At 41.1% G+C, this 16,429-nt stretch carries 14 protein-coding genes; all 14 read right to left on the minus strand.

The annotated features are described in order from the left end of the window. Positions 1-105: 105 nt before the first annotated feature. Entirely contained in the window at positions 106-3,423 is a 3,318-nt protein-coding gene (locus tag KUI_RS07685; protein WP_014840656.1) for a YadA-like family protein, read from the minus strand. A 217-nt stretch (positions 3,424-3,640) separates the two neighbouring features. Next, complete coding sequence (locus KUI_RS07690; protein WP_013521738.1) at positions 3,641-8,872, minus strand: ESPR-type extended signal peptide-containing protein; 5,232 nt, start codon at positions 8,870-8,872, stop codon at positions 3,641-3,643. Positions 8,873-9,034: 162 nt separating this feature from the next. Further along, positions 9,035-9,349 (minus strand): 30S ribosomal protein S17, encoded by a 315-nt coding sequence (gene rpsQ, locus KUI_RS07695; RefSeq protein ID WP_013521739.1) that lies wholly within the window; start codon positions 9,347-9,349, stop codon positions 9,035-9,037. Positions 9,350-9,351: 2 nt separating this feature from the next. Continuing rightward, positions 9,352-9,543 carry a 50S ribosomal protein L29 gene (rpmC, locus tag KUI_RS07700; RefSeq protein WP_013521740.1) on the minus strand — a complete coding sequence of 64 codons (192 nt, stop codon included), beginning with the start codon at positions 9,541-9,543 and terminating at the stop codon, positions 9,352-9,354. A 9-nt stretch (positions 9,544-9,552) separates the two neighbouring features. Beyond that, positions 9,553-9,966, minus strand: a complete 414-nt coding sequence (rplP, locus tag KUI_RS07705) for a 50S ribosomal protein L16 (protein ID WP_013521741.1) — start codon at positions 9,964-9,966, stop codon at positions 9,553-9,555. 3 nt (positions 9,967-9,969) lie between these two features. Then, complete coding sequence (rpsC, locus tag KUI_RS07710; RefSeq protein ID WP_013521742.1) at positions 9,970-10,860, minus strand: 30S ribosomal protein S3; 891 nt, start codon at positions 10,858-10,860, stop codon at positions 9,970-9,972. Next, the gene (rplV, locus tag KUI_RS07715; protein WP_013521743.1) at positions 10,860-11,198 is read right to left on the minus strand and encodes a 50S ribosomal protein L22; all 339 of its coding nucleotides are present in this window, start codon (positions 11,196-11,198) and stop codon (positions 10,860-10,862) included. Before rplV ends, rpsC begins: the two co-directional genes overlap by 1 nt. Before the next feature lie 3 nt (positions 11,199-11,201). Beyond that, on the minus strand, positions 11,202-11,477 hold the full coding sequence (gene rpsS, locus KUI_RS07720; RefSeq protein ID WP_013521744.1) for a 30S ribosomal protein S19: 276 nt from the start codon (positions 11,475-11,477) through the stop codon (positions 11,202-11,204). Positions 11,478-11,491: 14 nt separating this feature from the next. Further along, positions 11,492-12,319, minus strand: a complete 828-nt coding sequence (gene rplB, locus KUI_RS07725; protein WP_013521745.1) for a 50S ribosomal protein L2 — start codon at positions 12,317-12,319, stop codon at positions 11,492-11,494. Position 12,320: 1 nt separating this feature from the next. After that, complete coding sequence (gene rplW, locus KUI_RS07730; RefSeq protein WP_013521746.1) at positions 12,321-12,650, minus strand: 50S ribosomal protein L23; 330 nt, start codon at positions 12,648-12,650, stop codon at positions 12,321-12,323. Continuing rightward, positions 12,647-13,267: a 50S ribosomal protein L4 gene (rplD, locus tag KUI_RS07735; RefSeq protein WP_013521747.1), complete on the minus strand. Its 621-nt coding sequence runs from the start codon at positions 13,265-13,267 to the stop codon at positions 12,647-12,649. Before rplD ends, rplW begins: the two co-directional genes overlap by 4 nt. Next, positions 13,267-13,968 (minus strand): 50S ribosomal protein L3, encoded by a 702-nt coding sequence (rplC, locus tag KUI_RS07740; protein ID WP_013521748.1) that lies wholly within the window; start codon positions 13,966-13,968, stop codon positions 13,267-13,269. Before rplC ends, rplD begins: the two co-directional genes overlap by 1 nt. Before the next feature lie 103 nt (positions 13,969-14,071). Next, positions 14,072-15,634, minus strand: coding sequence for a DNA recombination protein RmuC (rmuC, locus tag KUI_RS07745; protein ID WP_013521749.1), 1,563 nt, complete (start codon positions 15,632-15,634; stop codon positions 14,072-14,074). Between the two features lie 7 nt (positions 15,635-15,641). Further along, on the minus strand, positions 15,642-16,427 hold the full coding sequence (locus KUI_RS07750; protein WP_013521750.1) for a MetQ/NlpA family ABC transporter substrate-binding protein: 786 nt from the start codon (positions 16,425-16,427) through the stop codon (positions 15,642-15,644). Positions 16,428-16,429: the final 2 nt, after the last annotated feature.

Consider the following 16,429-nt stretch of genomic DNA (forward strand, 5'->3'; position numbering starts at 1 on the left):
TTCAATAAAAATTTGTAATAAAAACCCCTAGACAATAACTAGGGGTTACGAAATAAATAGGATTAGACGAGAGGTTTAGAATTTACACCCCCTCTTTTTGATATTCTACTCCCAAGTAAAGCCAGCTCCGACACCTGCACTGACCTGGCCACGTCCATTGCCAGAGACATTGCCCTTAAGCACCCATTTACCTGATTTCGATATGCGAGAAATACCAACCGCCATCGCAGTATGACCTTCGTGCGAACTGCCAGCCACACTCATGATATTTTGACCAGGTTTATATGGCTGAGGCAGGGTCGCAACAGCCATAGCACTCGCAATGCCCGCCGCTGAATCGCCATAACGCTCCTCAATTTGATTACGCAACTCTTTGCGAGTTTTGGAGATCTTATTGTTCATCTGTCCTACATTAACGGCATCGGTGTCCTCCATGCCAGGGGCGATGTTAGTTATTCGCATATCGCCTGCATCTATGCCGTCTTGCGTGACACTAGGACCGTCTTTGATTTGTAGTCCAGAAGCATTTACTGTGACTTTATCTCCGAATTCCGCTGAATCAAGGCCTATGAGATTTTTTGATAAGCGAACTGCTAAGACTTGGTTTTCGCCCTCGCCCTCAACCAACACCCCTACGTTAGAGTCTTTAGCCAATTTGGAAGCATCTTTCTGACCGCCTGTGATTTTGAGCGTTTTGTTAAGCGATTTGTTGATCGTGCCTGAATCGCCCTTAAAGCTCAAGCCATCATTCATAGTGGCTATATCCTCGCTCGCACCACCTTTCGCCTTAACAACAAGACGTGATTTTTTGTCGGCTTTACCGAGAGCTGGTGTGCCTTTTTTGTTCACTGCAAGTTTAGTAGGTTTAGAACCGTCAGAGTCCAATGTCACACTGTTAACTTCAAGGTTTTTCTTAAGGGCAACTTGTACCGTAGTCTTACCTGAAGTCGCATCTTTAGCCACGGTGGTTTGAATATTCTTGCCACCATCGAAATCCGTAGTAGGCTTATCTTTATTATCTGCGTGACCGACGATATTAAGTTCTTTCACACCATCAACTGGATTTGCACCGCCCTCATTTGCAGGTTTATTCGCACCTGCCTTAAGATCCGCTACAGGTGTTGGAGTTGGTGTTGGAGTTGGAGTTGGAGTTGGAGTGCTTGTCTCAGACTTAGAGATGGTGATTGTGATTTTGCCACCCTCTTCTTTTTTATCAACTTTGATTCCAGTGCCAGCTTTGAATTCATATTCAGGAGCAGTAGCACCACTTCCGCCTGTCGATAACTGCTCTATTTTCTTAGCGAAGTAATTAAGTTGTGAGCCATTTACCGCATCTGTACTTGTTTCAGAAATGCGTCCTGCGGCTACGTGTTGGATTTGACGTTCATGACCAGCAGAGCCTACAGTTACGATGCCAAATGATGGAGTAGCCTGACGTGTACCATTAGCTGCTGGAGTACTTGCTACAGGAACACCAGCCCATTTTCCATCTGTAGGAACTGTAACAGCCTGATAACCACCTGAAGCCGAATCCGCACCTAAATACACACTGTTTTCAAGCGTCGCATTAATGTTTCGACCAATACCCACAGTATTAGCAGCAGTCACTTTATTGTCATTACCAATCAAAACACTATATTCACCGTTTATAACCTTGTTATTCGCACCAAAAGCCAAAGTATTTGTTCCAGCTAGCTCATTATTGTGACCTATAGCAGTAGAGGAATTATTTGCAATGAAGTTATTCGCACCATACGCAACCATAAATTTAGGTTCGTTCTCTTTTTGAACTGGTTCTCCATCAATGTTATCAATGCCATTAAGTTTGTTACCGTGACCGGAAGCAATTGACAAGTCTGAAAGCACGATATTAGATGAACCTACTGCAGTCGATTGACCATTTTTCGTTGTTGAATATACGGTATTATCCACACCAAATGCAGATAAATTTTCCGCATTCGATTCCATCGCTTCTATACCATCTGGATCATTTTTCCACTTATCGTTAGGGAATATTTGATTGATGGTTTCATTATCTTTAAAGCCGACCCTATTGCCAGAACCAACTGCCACGCCACTTATAGCATTAACGACGTTCTTATTACCGATAGATGCACTGTCGTTATTCATTACAACGTTTTTAGTACCGTATGCTACTGAATTTGAACCGATTGCAACCGAATCGATACCTGAAGCTACGGCATTTTCTGTCTTAGCTACTGTATTTATACCGTTGGCAATGGTCACGTTATCGAATGCGAAACTGCTTTGACCAAATGCTATAGAATTTTGCCCTTTGGCAATGTTATCTCTACCAATTGCCACAGATTTGAAACCAACTGCATAGTTTCTAAATCCCATTGCTACGTCTGTTTTATAGACAGCAACGTTTTCAACGCCGATAGCTGAACTGTGACCTAAGGGTTGATTAGAATTTGCCTCTACAACTTTATTAACAAAATTATTAAATTTTTCATTTGCTACTGAATCATCATCTGGACCAAATAAATTAAAATTTGGCATATTTCTAATAGCTTCTTTAATATCCCCACTTTTACTATAAAGACCAGCATAGTTGAGGGTTCCTACCGCCACGGATCGACCAGTGTTAGCCTGTGCATTTGTGCCAAACGCTGATGAATAAGGACCTCTAGCATATGCGAAATTACCAATTACCATTGAACCTGTATCTGATGCTTCAGAGCCCACACCCAATACAATACTTTGTTCTTTTTTAGCTATAGAAGTTGCTCCAAAAGACATACTGAATTTACCGAAAGCGTGAGATTGAAATCCAAATGCGTAAGCCATATCTGCTTGAACATCAGCTCCATGACCTATTGCAACACTCTTATTACCATAAACCTGTGCTTCATACCCTATGGACTGAGATTCTCGTCCATAAACTTTTGCAAATGAACCTATTGCAATAGAACTTTGTGGATTACCATCTTTTTTTAAAGCAGCAACTTGAGCACCCGCACCTATGGCATAATTGCCAAAACCATCAGTGCCAGGACCATTATGAACTTGGGCATGAGAACCTATTGCAAAACTATCTGTACCCCCTTTTACAAAAGATTGAGCCCCTATTGACACATTACCTTCAGGATTTATATCACCTTCATATCCAACAACTGAACCATTTATCAGAGCAAAATTTAAATAACCACCAGAAACTTGGCTTTGACTACCTATAATATTGCCATTGTCATCTTGAACAAGATCCTTTGCAAGATGATATACATCAACTTTTGGAGCAGTATCATCTGCTAGTGCCACCCCACCTAAAGAAAGTGATAGCATTGCTACCATTGCAACTTTTGAAGATTTTGTTTTTTTACTGTGAGATTTTGTACATTCGGAGACAACAACCCAAGCATTGAGTGTTTTGTTATATATAGTTTTAAATATTTTGTTCATAAACCCTCCTATAATTAATTGATTCAATAATTAAGTGTATGAAACAAAACGTAATAATTTTATGACTACGTAACAAAAATCAAATTTTAAGTAATAATAAGTAATTTTTTGTACTTAAAAATACACAAAATTACATAAAACACCCAAATTGTCTAAACAAATACCCCCGATTTCTCGAGGGTATTTCTAATGCAAACAGCTAGTTATGGGCACAAAACTAATCCCAAGAATAGCCAGCTCCTATAGAAGCACCTAAACCTCCGCGTCCGTTGCCAGAGACATTGCCTTTCAGAATCCATTTGCCATTCTTAGTAACGGTTGAAACTCCGACTGCAAATCCTGTATGACCTTCATAAGTACTTCCTGACATGCCAACAACACTTTGACCTGGTCTATAAGCCTGTGGAAGCGTGCCAACCGCCATAGCCGTAGCTGTGCCAGCATTCGCATCCTGACGACTTGTTTCTATTTGACCTCTTAGCTCATTTCGAGTTTTTGTAAGCTGCCCGAAATTCGTTGCATCAGTAGGTTTCACGCCGTCAGCCACGTTGGCAATGGCTTTCCCACCCGCATCTATGCCATCTTTAGTCACACTCGGACCGTCCTTGATTTGAAGTCCCGAAGCATTCACGGTAACATCATCGCCGAACTCCGCAGACTCAAGGCCTGTGAGATTTTTCGATAAGCGAACTGCAAGCACTTGGTTTTCGCCGTCACCCTCAACCATCACGCCTACGTTAGGAGCCTTAGACAGTTTAGTAGCATCTTTCTGACCACCCGTGATTTTTACTGTGCTGTTTAGAGTTTTGTTGAGTGCCTTATCACCATCACCTTGGAAGCTCAAACCATCTTGCAATGTGGCAATATCCTCACTCACTCCATCTTTTCCTTTCACAGTAAGACGTGGTTTTTTAGCGGTTTTACCTAGGGCAGAAGCACCTTCTTTATTAACTGCGATTGTCGTAAAACTGCCATCCTCATTGGCAAGATCAATTTGACCATTGCCTTTTTCAGTGCCATTCTTACCATCACCACCTACTTTCATTGAACGAACTGATAGATCTTTCTTAAGGGCTACTTGTACTGTAGTTTTGCCTGAAGAATCTTTAGCCACCGTGGTTTGAATGTTTTTGCCAGCATCGAAGTCCGTAGTAGGCTTATCTTTATTATCTGCGTGACCTACGATATTAAGTTCTTTCACACCTTCAACTGGGTTTGCACCATCTTCGTCTGCTGGTTTATTCGCACCGACTTCAAGTGTTGAACCTGATGAAGAAGGTGTCGTTGAAAGTTTGACCGTCACTACTGTTTTGCCACCCTCCTGGGAAACTTCAGTAGTTAAACCTCCCTCACCTTTAAACTCAATCTCTGAATTAAGCGATGCATTTGCAGATTTAGTACCTGCAGTGATTTTGTACCCATCCGCCATCGTCGCTAAATCTGAACCATCCACTTGCATACGAGGTTTTTTGCTATCCGCAGCATCTCCCAATGCACCCGCACCATCAACAACTTTAATTGTGTGTTCTTTATTGTCAGCACCAATGATCGTCAGCATACCTGGAGTTGCAGGACCCATAGGATCACCAGGGTTAGCTGCAGGAGTACCAACTTTACCTAGTTTTAAGCCATTAAATTCTGGTGCTTTTTTGACTGCTATAGTGATTTTTTCGCCTTCAGCAAAAGTCATAATATTGTGACCATCATCAAATTTATTAAGGTCCACACCTGTACCGCCGATAGTGAGCGTTTTATTATCCTTATTTAGGGTTATGCCTGCGTTAGCATTGCCAACTTTATCGGTGTTACCCTTAAACACAAAGCTCTCAAGCTTACCAGCCCCAGCCGATGCTAAATCAGACACTATTTTTTCATTTAGAGCCTTAGCCACAGAGTACAATTGCGAGCCGTTAATCGCATCAGTACTATCAGCCGTAATCTGACCTGCAGCCACGTTCACGATTTGACGTGGTCCGACTTTAGCATCCGCAAGCTCGTAAGCATCCTTGAATTTGCCTTCAGCAATTTTTGTCAATGTAGCAAGGTCCAAGTCCTTGATATTTTCAGGAAGTTCAGCTGGTTTTGTGATGCCTCCATCGAGTAACCTTTTTTCAACCACCTCATTAGTGATTGTGCTCACATCAAATTGTGGGTCCTTTTTAAGTTCCTCCGCCTCAATCTCTTGACGCTTAGCCACAAATGCATCTGCATATTTCAAATTTTCGCTCAAGAAGTTTTGAACAAGGTCCTTTTGAGCGATCGCACGTGCAACCGTTAAATTAATAGTGTCTTTAGCTTGCGATTTGTCGGCGGCACCGACTGAAACCACACCAAATTTTTCGTTGGCAATGCCCGCAAATTCCGCTTTTAATGTCAAGAAATCAACTTGTGATTTTGTGAATGCCGTAGCTGCCTTGGATTCCGACATATTTCCCAGAATCACACTGTTTGCGTTGGCTACGGTTACATTGCGACCCAATACATATGTGCGGTCTGCAGTTTCTTCGATTGTATTGAAGTTACCGAATGCACCCGAAGAGTTAGAATTAACAATGTTTTTATTACCGTATGCGTATGCACTAGGCGATTTAACTTGGTTTGCGTAACCATATGCACCAGAATAGCGACCATTCACTTTGTTAGCATCACCAGTGGAGAAGCTCTGTGCCATAAATGATTCGTTATGACGACCCAGTGCTAATGAGCTTTCACCAAAGGCATGTGCAGTATCACCATAAGCACTTGATAGGAACCCATAAGCGTATGCTTGATAGCCAGAAGCGATTGCACGAGATTTAGTTGCATGAGCTTCTACCCCTAGGGCAACAGAATTTGACTCAGAAGCAATAGATTCATGTCCGATTGCTGTAGCAAAGTCGGCTGCTGCAATGTTCCTACTACCAAATGTATGGGCATTTTTACCAAATGAAGCATTTGCGTAACCCACTGCTGTACTGAAATTACCTTTCTCAGCATCAATTTGTTCTTTAGTGGGTTTTAGATAACCTACCAAGTTACTACTACCCAAGGCAGTAGCATTTCTAGCCATGGCTCTATTGAAAAACCCTAGTGAGGATGTTTTATCATCTTTAGACAGGTTGAATTGTCCTACAGCTAACGATTGATTTCCAAGTGCTAAGTTGTAATAACCTGAAGATAATGTTTTATCACCTACTGCGTAATTGTTATAACCCAAAGCTACTTGATACCCACCATAGACAGGCAGGTATGCGTTAGGTTTGTTTTGGTCATAGTCTTTATGTTTAGTTTTGTCTACGTTTAAATTTTCATGGGCTAAAAGAATATTAGTGTCTACGCCAAATACATTTAAAAATTTAAGTCTTTCACCATTCTCTGCAGAAATGCTTGTTCCATGAGTATTTCCAGATGCACCTGCAAAAACATCAAATTCATCTGATAATTCATAAATTGTTTCTTGTGTAGTTAGCTTGCCAGCTACGTTGTTGTTCCCGAAAGTGGATGAATTTATACCCAGTGATCTATTAGTTACCCCATAGGAATTTGAATAATCACCCAGTGCTACAGAATACAACCCTATTGCGTTAGCTTTAAAATTTGAATAAGAATAATATCCTAAAGCAAGTGATCGATTACCCTCAGCTGTTGAAAAATATCCACCTGCAAAAGACTGTTCACCTTTTGCTAAGTTCCTAGCTCCAATTGCTGTAGAATAAGTATTTAAAGCTGTGTTCCTATAACCCAATCCCGTTGCGTATGCTGCTGAAACATAGTTACGCACGCCAAGTGCAGATCCATTAATTACTGGTTGGGAATTACCTTTTAATATGAAAGGCGTTTCTTTAGAAATTCTATTTCCAAATCCAAGAATTGAAGCAAACTGTTGAACCGATACATTTTCCGTACCCACAAGTTGGGAATATTCACCTATAGATAAATTATCTCTACCAATTAATGTTGTATTGTAGCTTCTAGACTTATTGCCATAACCAATAGCAAGGCTGTACTGACCCAGTATAGTGTTAAAACTACCAAAAGCTATTGATCTATTGTTATAGTTGTTATTTGGATTGCTTAAACCTCCTTCGTCATCAACTATTTGCTTTTCTTGTGATTTAAGAGCTTCTCTCAGTTTTTTATCGAAATCGTCTACCTCATTTAATAAAATTTGACTCTTTAACAAGTTATCATTGCCAAGTGAGTCAATGTTAGAGTTATCCCATTTAAGTCCAGACGGTTTTTCAGTTTGGAATGAGTCAGCATAGTTGGTCATATTCTCTGATATTATTTGATCAAACTTAGCTATCTCTTCTGCTTTGTGCGTTCCTATATAATTAGAATCACCAATCATCATAGCACCTGTTGAATAATAGGTATGGTTTTGTGCACCAATTGCTATTAGGGAACCCCAAGCAATATTGTTATAACCAGACACTACGGATCGCGCTGAGGATTCTGTAAGATTTTTATACCCAGTTACTACTTGGTTCCGACCTAATGCATGGTTGGAAGTACCCATTACTATGGAATCAACTCCATCGATGTAATTGTCCAGACCAATTCCAATACTACCTGGGATAAATTCAGGATGTTTAGCTGGACTTTGAAGAAGCCTAAACTTATTAAGTGAACCTATAGCAATATTACCCACACCTTTGGCATCATTTTCTGCACCTATCGTTACTCCACCAAGGCTATGAGAATTATTATTTGTACCGATAACTACTTCATGATTTCGTGATGATATATTCTTATCACCTATGGCAATAGAAGATTCACCAAAAGCCGTATTCCTATGTCCTATACCGATTGATTTCCAACCAAATACGGCTGAATCTGTACCTATTGAAATTAAATCAGACCCCATTGTAAGTGCCTTATGGCCTAATGCAATATTGCGACCTACAGTGAATCCCTGCAATCTTTTATCTCCGTCAGCTTTTCTTTTGAGAAGATCTCTATTTGAAGCTAAATCTTCTGACGGACCATAAATTTCGACTATATAGTTTCTTACGTAACCCCTGGTTCTAATGTTACGTAATTTGTTTTGATCGAAGCCAATCTGTGTTTGACTACCTATAGAAATGGATTTATTTGTTAGTATGTTATTTTGAGTTCCAAATACAACTAACTCAGTTAGATTTTGACCGTCCTCTATATTTTTGACTGTGTTTTTCTTTCCGAGTACTACTGAATCTTGAAGTTTTGTAACTTGGTTTTCTTTTCCTAAAACCACGGAATCTGTAGCATCTGTCACGGTGTTTGTATTTGAAATTAAGTTGCCTTGTGCATTAAGTTGTGGTTGAGCTTGAGTTTGTGGATAGGCTACCCCACACATTGAAAGAAAGAACATTGCCACCATTGCAAGTTTTGATGTATTGGATTTTTTTCCGTGAGATTTTGTGTTTTCTGAGACGGCAACCCAAGCACCAAGGGTTTCGTTATATAAAGACTTATAAACCTTATTCATATGCACTCCAAGATTAGTATGAGGACGGAATTGAAATATTTTGAAAGGACTTGAAATAAGTCTTAAATTTTAGTAATAATTTGCAAGTTTTAGAAGTTCTTTATAACAAAAAACCCCATATTCTTTCGAATATGGGGCAAAAACGTAACAAAAGCTAAAGAATTAAATAACGCGAGCAGCCTCAACTAATTTAACTACTCTCCACGATTTATGTTTTGAGATTGGGCGACCTTCAGCGATTTCAACTGTATCACCTTCGTTATACTCATTATTCTCGTCGTGTGCTTTGTACTTATTTGTACGGATGATGATTTTGCCATAAAGAGGATGTTTTACGCGACGTTCAACTTGAACAACTACAGTTTTATCCATTTTATTGCTAACAACTTTACCGACTAATGTACGTTGAAGTTTTTTAGGTGTGTCTACTGAAGTAGCATCAGTAGACTGACTTTGAGTTTGGTTTTGTTCTGTCATGTCTATTTACCTGCCTTTTCAGTAATCAATGTACGAACACGAGCAATATCACGACGCACTTTGCCTAATTGGCTTGTGTTTGTAAGTTGCTGTGTGGCACGTTGCATACGTAAACCGAATTGTGCTTTAAGAAGCTCATCAAGCTCTTTTTTCAATTCAGCTACATCTTTAGAACGTAGTTCACTTGCTTTCATAAGAGCTCCTTAAGATAAATGGCGTGTTACGAATGTAGTAGAGATTGGCAATTTTGCAGCTGCTAAGCGGAATGCCTCTCTAGCTAGTTCTTCACTAACACCGTCCATTTCATATAACACTTTACCAGGTTGGATTTCTGCTACCCAGTACTCTGGGTTACCTTTACCATTACCCATACGAACTTCTGCAGGTTTCTGAGAAATCGGTTTGTCTGGGAATATGCGGATCCAAATACGACCACCACGTTTGATATGACGAGTCATAGCACGACGAGCCGCCTCGATTTGACGAGCAGTAAGACGACCGCGACCAGTTGCTTTAAGACCGAAATCACCGAAGTTAACGTTAGTGCCGCGAGTAGCAAGACCAGTATTACGACCTTTTTGCTCTTTACGATATTTTCTACGAGCTGGTGACAACATTTATTATTCTCCTTTTGCTTCCGCTTGCGGTTTAGCTTCAGCCTGAGCCTGTTCTTTAGCTTGTGGCTGATCCTTAGCTGCGGTCTGTGCCTGAGCTTGAGAGCTATCACCTTGAGCTTGAGCTTGTGAGTTTTCTGCTTGGGCTCCTGCAGCTTTACGTGCACGACCACGACCGCTAGGACGGCGCTGATCTTGGCGCTCACCACGTGGACGACGTGTGCGACGCTCCTCTTCACGAGAAACTGTCTCTACTGGAGCTTCACCGTTAGGTAGAAGATCGCCTTTGTAGACCCAAACTTTGATACCTAATAATCCATAAGTAGTTAATGCTTCAGAAGTTGCATAATCTACCATTGCACGTAAAGTGTGTAGAGGCACACGACCTTCACGATACCACTCAGTACGAGCAATCTCAATACCATTTAGACGACCAGAAGCTGCAACTTTAATACCCTGTGCACCTGCACGCATAGCATTTTGAATAGCACGTTTCATAGCTCTACGGAACATGATACGTTTTTCAAGTTGCTGTGCAATAGAGTCTGCAATCAGTTGAGCATCAACTTCAGGTTTACGGATTTCTTCAATATTTATATGAACAGGAACGCCCATAATTCTTTGTAAATCGGATTTAAGTGCATCGATATCATCTCCGCCTTTTCCGATAATCACACCTGGACGTGCTGTAAATACAGTAATACGTGCGTTTTTCTCTGGACGCTCAATAAGAACGCGACCTACAGAAGCTTGCTTAAGTTTGCGTTTAAGATATTCGCGTACACGAAGATCCTGTGCAAGCATAGTTCCAAAGTCTTTGTCCTCTGCGAACCAACGAGAATTCCAATTACGAGTAACCGCAAGGCGGAAACCGGTTGGGTGAACTTTCTGACCCATTATTGCTCCTTAGTGCCAACTTTGACCGTAATATGGCAAGTTTGCTTTTCAATGCGGTTGCCGCGACCTTTAGCGCGTGCGGAGAAACGCTTCATAGACTGTGCTTTATCCACGAATATAGTAGTTACTGTAAGTTCGTCGATATCTGCACCATTATTGTGCTCAGCATTTGCGATGGCAGATTCAAGAGCTTTCTTAAGAATGCCAGCAGCTTTTTTCTGAGTGAAGTTTAAGATATGCAAAGCTTGATCAACTTTTTTGCCACGGATTAAATCTGCAACAAGTCTAGTTTTTTGAGCTGATATATGTACTCCACGTACTATTGATGTAACTTCCATGGTTTACCTCTTAGCTTTCTTATCTGCTGCGTGACCTTTAAAGGTACGAGTGTGCGAGAATTCACCAAGTTTATGACCAACCATGTTCTCGTTTATATATACAGGAACATGCTGACGACCATTGTGAACAGCAATCGTTAGACCAATAAAGTCTGGCAATATAGTTGAACGACGTGACCAAGTTTTGATCGGTTTTTTATCTTTATTTTCAATAGCTACTTCAACCTTTTTAATAAGGTGAGCATCTACGAAAGGTCCTTTTTTAGTTGAACGTGACATTAAATACTCCCTTATTATTTACGCTTACGACGCGAAACAATCATGTTATCGGTACGCTTATTACTGCGAGTTTTGTAGCCTTTCGCTGGTGTACCCCATGGACTCACAGGCTCACGAGCTTCACCAGTACGACCCTCACCACCACCATGTGGGTGATCTACAGGGTTCATCGCTACACCGCGAACTGTAGGGCGGATACCCCTCCAACGCACGGCACCAGCTTTACCGATTTGACGTAGGCTGTGCTCACCATTACTCATCTCACCGATAGTTGCACGGCAATCGATATGAATTAGGCGTACTTCACCAGAGCGAAGACGAAGTTGTGCATAAACACCTTCACGTGCCATAAGCACCGCAGAAGCACCTGCTGAACGTGCGATTTGAGCACCCTTACCTGGTTGCATCTCAATGGCATGAACAGTAGTACCAACAGGGATATTACGAATCAACATAGTGTTACCCACGCGGATAGGAGTTTCTTTTCCTGATTCGATTTTATCACCCGCTTTAAGTCCGTTAGGAGCAAGAATATAACGACGCTCACCATCTGCATAGCAAACCAAAGCGATGTGTGCTGTACGGTTAGGATCGTACTCAATACGCTCAACTTTAGCTGGGATACCATCTTTATTTCTACGGAAGTCAATCACACGGTAGTGAGATTTATGACCACCACCACGATGACGTACAGTGATATGTCCATTATTATTACGACCAGAACTACGCTTTTTAGGCTCAAGTAAAGGAGCATATGGAGCACCTTTATGTAGGTCTGGATGCACGATTTTAATCATGCCACGACGACCTGCCGATGTAGGTTTAATCTTAACGATAGCCATCTTAGTTTACCTCCGCGAAGTCAAATTCTTGACCTTTTTTGAGTGACACATAGGCAATACGATTATCGCGACGACGACCCATAAAACGACCAGTACGCTTAAGTTTACCTTTGCGATTTAGTACGGAAACTGAATCAACCTCAACTTTAAATAACAATTCAACCGCATCCTTAATTTCAGATTTAGTAGCATCGGATGCCACACGGATAGCGATTTGAGGTTTAGAACCAGACTCAGCAACAAATGTAGCCTTCTCGGTTATTACAGGAGCAAGAATTACTTGCATAAGACGCTGCTGATACGCTTGTGATTTTGTATTTGTAGTACTCATGCAAACATCTCCTCTAACTGAGCGATAGCAGCTTTAGTAATCAACACCTTTTTGTAGTGAACTAAAGATAGTGGATCTGCATAACGCGGTTCTACAACTGCAACATGCGGAAGATTACGAGTGGCAAGATAAGTATTTTCGTCTAGGGAATCAGTAATGATTAATACTGAATCCAATCCCATATCTTTCAATCTAGCAGCCGCTTGTTTAGTTTTAGGTGAATCAAATGTAAACGTATCCACGACCGCAATACGATCCTCACGTGCTAATTGAGAGAAGATAGAACGGATACCTACACGGTACATTTTCTTATTTAATTTTTGTGAAAAATTCTCTTCTGGAGAATTTGGGAATGTGCGACCACCTCCACGCCACAACGGTGATGAAGTCATACCAGCACGAGCACGGCCAGTACCCTTTTGACGCCATGGTTTTTTAGTAGTGTGCTTAACTTCTGAGCGATCCTTTTGAGCACGATTTCCGCCACGAGCATTTGCTTGATATGCAACTACTAACTGGTGAACAAGTGCTTCATTAAATTCGCGACCGAAAATAGCATCAGAAGCAGAGATAGTTTCGCTTGATTGTCCCTGATCATTGATTAGCTTAAGATCCATTATTTAGCTCCTTTTGCTACCATTTTGATTGCAGGCAAAACAACGATATCGGAATTTTTGTGACCAGGAACCGCACCTTTTACTAATAAAAGACCACGCTCTGCATCCACGCGAACGATATCTAAATTCTGAACTGTACGAGTAACATCACCCATATGACCAGACATGCGCTTACCAGGGAAAATACGACCTGGATCTTGTGCTTGACCGATGGAACCTGGCACTCTGTGTGAACGAGAGTTACCGTGTGATGCACGCTGAGCACCAAAATTATGGCGCTTGATAGTACCAGCAAATCCCTTACCGATTGTGGTACCCTGTACGTCAACTTTCTGACCTACCTGAAAAACGCTATCAACAGCAACAACTGAGCCAGCTGAAAATTCAGCAGCTTTAGCTGGATCTAGACGGAATTCTTTTAAGATTGAGCCAGCTTCAACGCCAGCTTTTGCGTAATGGCCTGTCTGTGCTTTATTAACTCTAGAAGCACGACGAGTACCGTATGCGACTTGGACCGCAGCATATCCATCAGTCTCGACCGATTTAACTTGAGTCACGCGGTTGTTTGATACATCAAGCACAGTCACAGGGATAGACTCTCCCTCATCTGTGAATATACGCATCATACCAACTTTACGACCCAATAGACCAAGACGATGAGCAGCCTTAGGTGCTACATCTTTAGACAAATTGTTAGTCATTTTTTTCTCCAAAGCCCCTAACTACGATTGGTTAAGGGAGTTTTATATGTACCCTTTTTGGGTAATTTTCTATTTTTGCATAAATTTAAGGGGAATTCAAGGCTTAACCTTTGATTTTGTTGTTATTTTCTATCTTTGGCAATGTTTTTGCGACTGCAATTTCTAACCGTTCCACATCTGGAGTTTGTTCAATCATTTTAATATCAGACATATCCTTAGCAGATTTTGTAGACAAGGCTTTAAATCGCTCCACCTTGCCGTATAACCCCTGCTGCCCGACAAGACTTGTAACGCCTGAATTGTAAGATTTAGTGGCTGTCGATAGAGCATTGCCAACCTTATGGTAATGCTCACAAAACACAGCAAGTTGATTGTATATATCCATTGCCTTGTTCACTATTTCCTGTGCCTGCTCATCGCTTTTTACAAGTTTCCAAATATTTGCGACCGTTTTAAGAGTTGGCAATAATGTCGATTGCGACACCAATACAACGCCCTTGTTATATGCCTCTACAAACATTTGCGGATACTGCTGAAGAACAAGTGTGTAGGCCGCTTCTATAGGCATAAACATGAACACAAAGCCAATCGACTGCTTCCCAAGGCTCTTGAGATTTGCGTAATCCTTTTCGGAGAGGGATTTTACATGATCCTTGACGGCTTTAACGTGCAATTGAATATGAGTTTGAGTCTGTTCAGGGTTCTCACTTGCTAAGGCTTCTTGATAGGCGTTGAGCGAAACCTTACTATCGATAACTATAAAACGCTCATCAGGGAGGTGAACAATAAAATCTGGTATTGCTTTTGTACCCTCATCGGTAGTAGCTCTAGTCTGAGCCTCATACTGAACACCTTTTTCTAGTCCGGCATTTTGTAGCAATGTCTCGAGCTGCATCTCACCCCAGTTACCTAGGATTTTTTTATTTCCTTTAAGAGCTGCGGCCAAATTACTAGCTTCCGTACTCATCTGAATCCCTAGGTTTTTGACCATCTCGATTTGGGTTTTAAGAGATGAGAATTCTGTAGTATTCTGCGTTTGAGCATCGTTTACGCGCTTTTGGAAAATATTGATTTGCTCACGAAGTGGCAATAGTATTGAGCCTAGAGATTTAGTACTTTGCTCAGAAAATTCTTTCGATTTTTGATCTAGAAAACGATTCGATAAATTTTCAAATTCTGTGGACAAATGTTTACGTGCTTCTTCGAATTGCTCTTTTTGAGATCTAAGATTTTCTTGTGCCGTCGCTTTTTCATAGTCAAGCTGCTCTTTTAACGACTTGGATTCGAGAGATGATGCTAGAATCTGCTTTTCGAGGTCTTTTGTTTGCATAATAGTCAGTTCATGAGCCTGTTGCATGCGGTCACGTTCAGCTTTTAAATCGTTAGTTTGCGCCTCGAGTATCTCGTATTTTGATTTAACCGCTGCCAGTGTCTCAGCCAATTCGTCGCGTGTGGCATTTAGTTGTTGTGTTTCTTGCTTTAAAACTTGAATATCCTGAGTGTCCTCTGTGGCCTTATGCTCAAGAACAGCTAAACGTGTGGCTTTTGAAGCATTGCGCCCCAAAGCGAAAAGCCATAAAACAAAAAACACAACCGCCCCAATCGCTAGATATAATGCGAATGGAGCGAGTGCAGATGATAGATTTTGTAGTGTAAATGAGTCCATTGAATCCTTAGAATGCAGGAACAACAGCTCCTTTGTACTTATCGTTAATGAACTTCTTAACTTCTTCGGTTTGAAGTGCCTTAACTAGAGCTGCAACTTCGGGCTTATCTTTGTTATCCGGACGGGCAACGACTAAATTTGCGTACGGAGATTCAGCACCCTCTAAGTATACCGCATCTTGCACAGGGTTAAGACCTGCTTCAAGTGCATAATTAGCATTAATTACTGCAAGATCCACATCAGCAAGTACGCGTGGCAATGTAGCTGCTTCTATCTCTTTGAATTTCAATTTAAGATCATTTTTTACGATATCACGAGTTGTTGATAAGATATTTTTTGGATCTTTCAGCTCAATCAAGCCATTAGACTGAAGAAGCAATAACGCACGAGCACCGTTTGATGGATCATTAGGTATCGCAACGACCGCACCTTTTTTCAGAGCTTCGCCTTTTTTAATTTTTTTAGAAAAGGCACCAAGTGGCTCTACGTGCACATTGCCAACTGGAACTAAATCAGTTTTATGCTCTGCATTGAATGAATCAAGATACGGTTTATGCTGGAAGAAGTTAACGTCGATTGCTTTATCCGCAACTTGTTGGTTGGGCTGAATGTAGTCAGTGAATACTTTTATATCCAAATCCACACCATCTTTAGCTAGTGTAGGTTTTACAAACTCAAGCAATTCTGCATGTGGAACAGCAGTTGCAGCGACGGATAATTTCTCTGCGTTAGCCCCACCAATAGAAGCGATTGCGAATACACCAGCAGTTAAAATTTTCTTTAATGTTTTCATAT

The sequence above is a fragment of the Taylorella equigenitalis ATCC 35865 genome (genome assembly GCF_000276685.1).
GTDB classification, from domain to species: domain Bacteria; phylum Pseudomonadota; class Gammaproteobacteria; order Burkholderiales; family Burkholderiaceae_B; genus Taylorella; species Taylorella equigenitalis.

Excerpts from the sequence above, each read along its gene's own strand:
- KUI_RS07685 (WP_014840656.1), bottom strand. The coding sequence starts at position 3,423 with ATGAACAAAATATTTAAAACTATATATAACAAAACACTCAATGCTTGG.
- KUI_RS07690 (WP_013521738.1), bottom strand. The coding sequence starts at position 8,872 with ATGAATAAGGTTTATAAGTCTTTATATAACGAAACCCTTGGTGCTTGG.
- rpsQ (WP_013521739.1), bottom strand. The coding sequence starts at position 9,349 with ATGACAGAACAAAACCAAACTCAAAGTCAGTCTACTGATGCTACTTCA.
- rpmC (WP_013521740.1), bottom strand. The coding sequence starts at position 9,543 with ATGAAAGCAAGTGAACTACGTTCTAAAGATGTAGCTGAATTGAAAAAA.
- rplP (WP_013521741.1), bottom strand. The coding sequence starts at position 9,966 with ATGTTGTCACCAGCTCGTAGAAAATATCGTAAAGAGCAAAAAGGTCGT.
- rpsC (WP_013521742.1), bottom strand. The coding sequence starts at position 10,860 with ATGGGTCAGAAAGTTCACCCAACCGGTTTCCGCCTTGCGGTTACTCGT.
- rplV (WP_013521743.1), bottom strand. The coding sequence starts at position 11,198 with ATGGAAGTTACATCAATAGTACGTGGAGTACATATATCAGCTCAAAAA.
- rpsS (WP_013521744.1), bottom strand. The coding sequence starts at position 11,477 with ATGTCACGTTCAACTAAAAAAGGACCTTTCGTAGATGCTCACCTTATT.
- rplB (WP_013521745.1), bottom strand. The coding sequence starts at position 12,319 with ATGGCTATCGTTAAGATTAAACCTACATCGGCAGGTCGTCGTGGCATG.
- rplW (WP_013521746.1), bottom strand. The coding sequence starts at position 12,650 with ATGAGTACTACAAATACAAAATCACAAGCGTATCAGCAGCGTCTTATG.
- rplD (WP_013521747.1), bottom strand. The coding sequence starts at position 13,267 with ATGGATCTTAAGCTAATCAATGATCAGGGACAATCAAGCGAAACTATC.
- rplC (WP_013521748.1), bottom strand. The coding sequence starts at position 13,968 with ATGACTAACAATTTGTCTAAAGATGTAGCACCTAAGGCTGCTCATCGT.
- rmuC (WP_013521749.1), bottom strand. The coding sequence starts at position 15,634 with ATGGACTCATTTACACTACAAAATCTATCATCTGCACTCGCTCCATTC.
- KUI_RS07750 (WP_013521750.1), bottom strand. The coding sequence starts at position 16,427 with ATGAAAACATTAAAGAAAATTTTAACTGCTGGTGTATTCGCAATCGCT.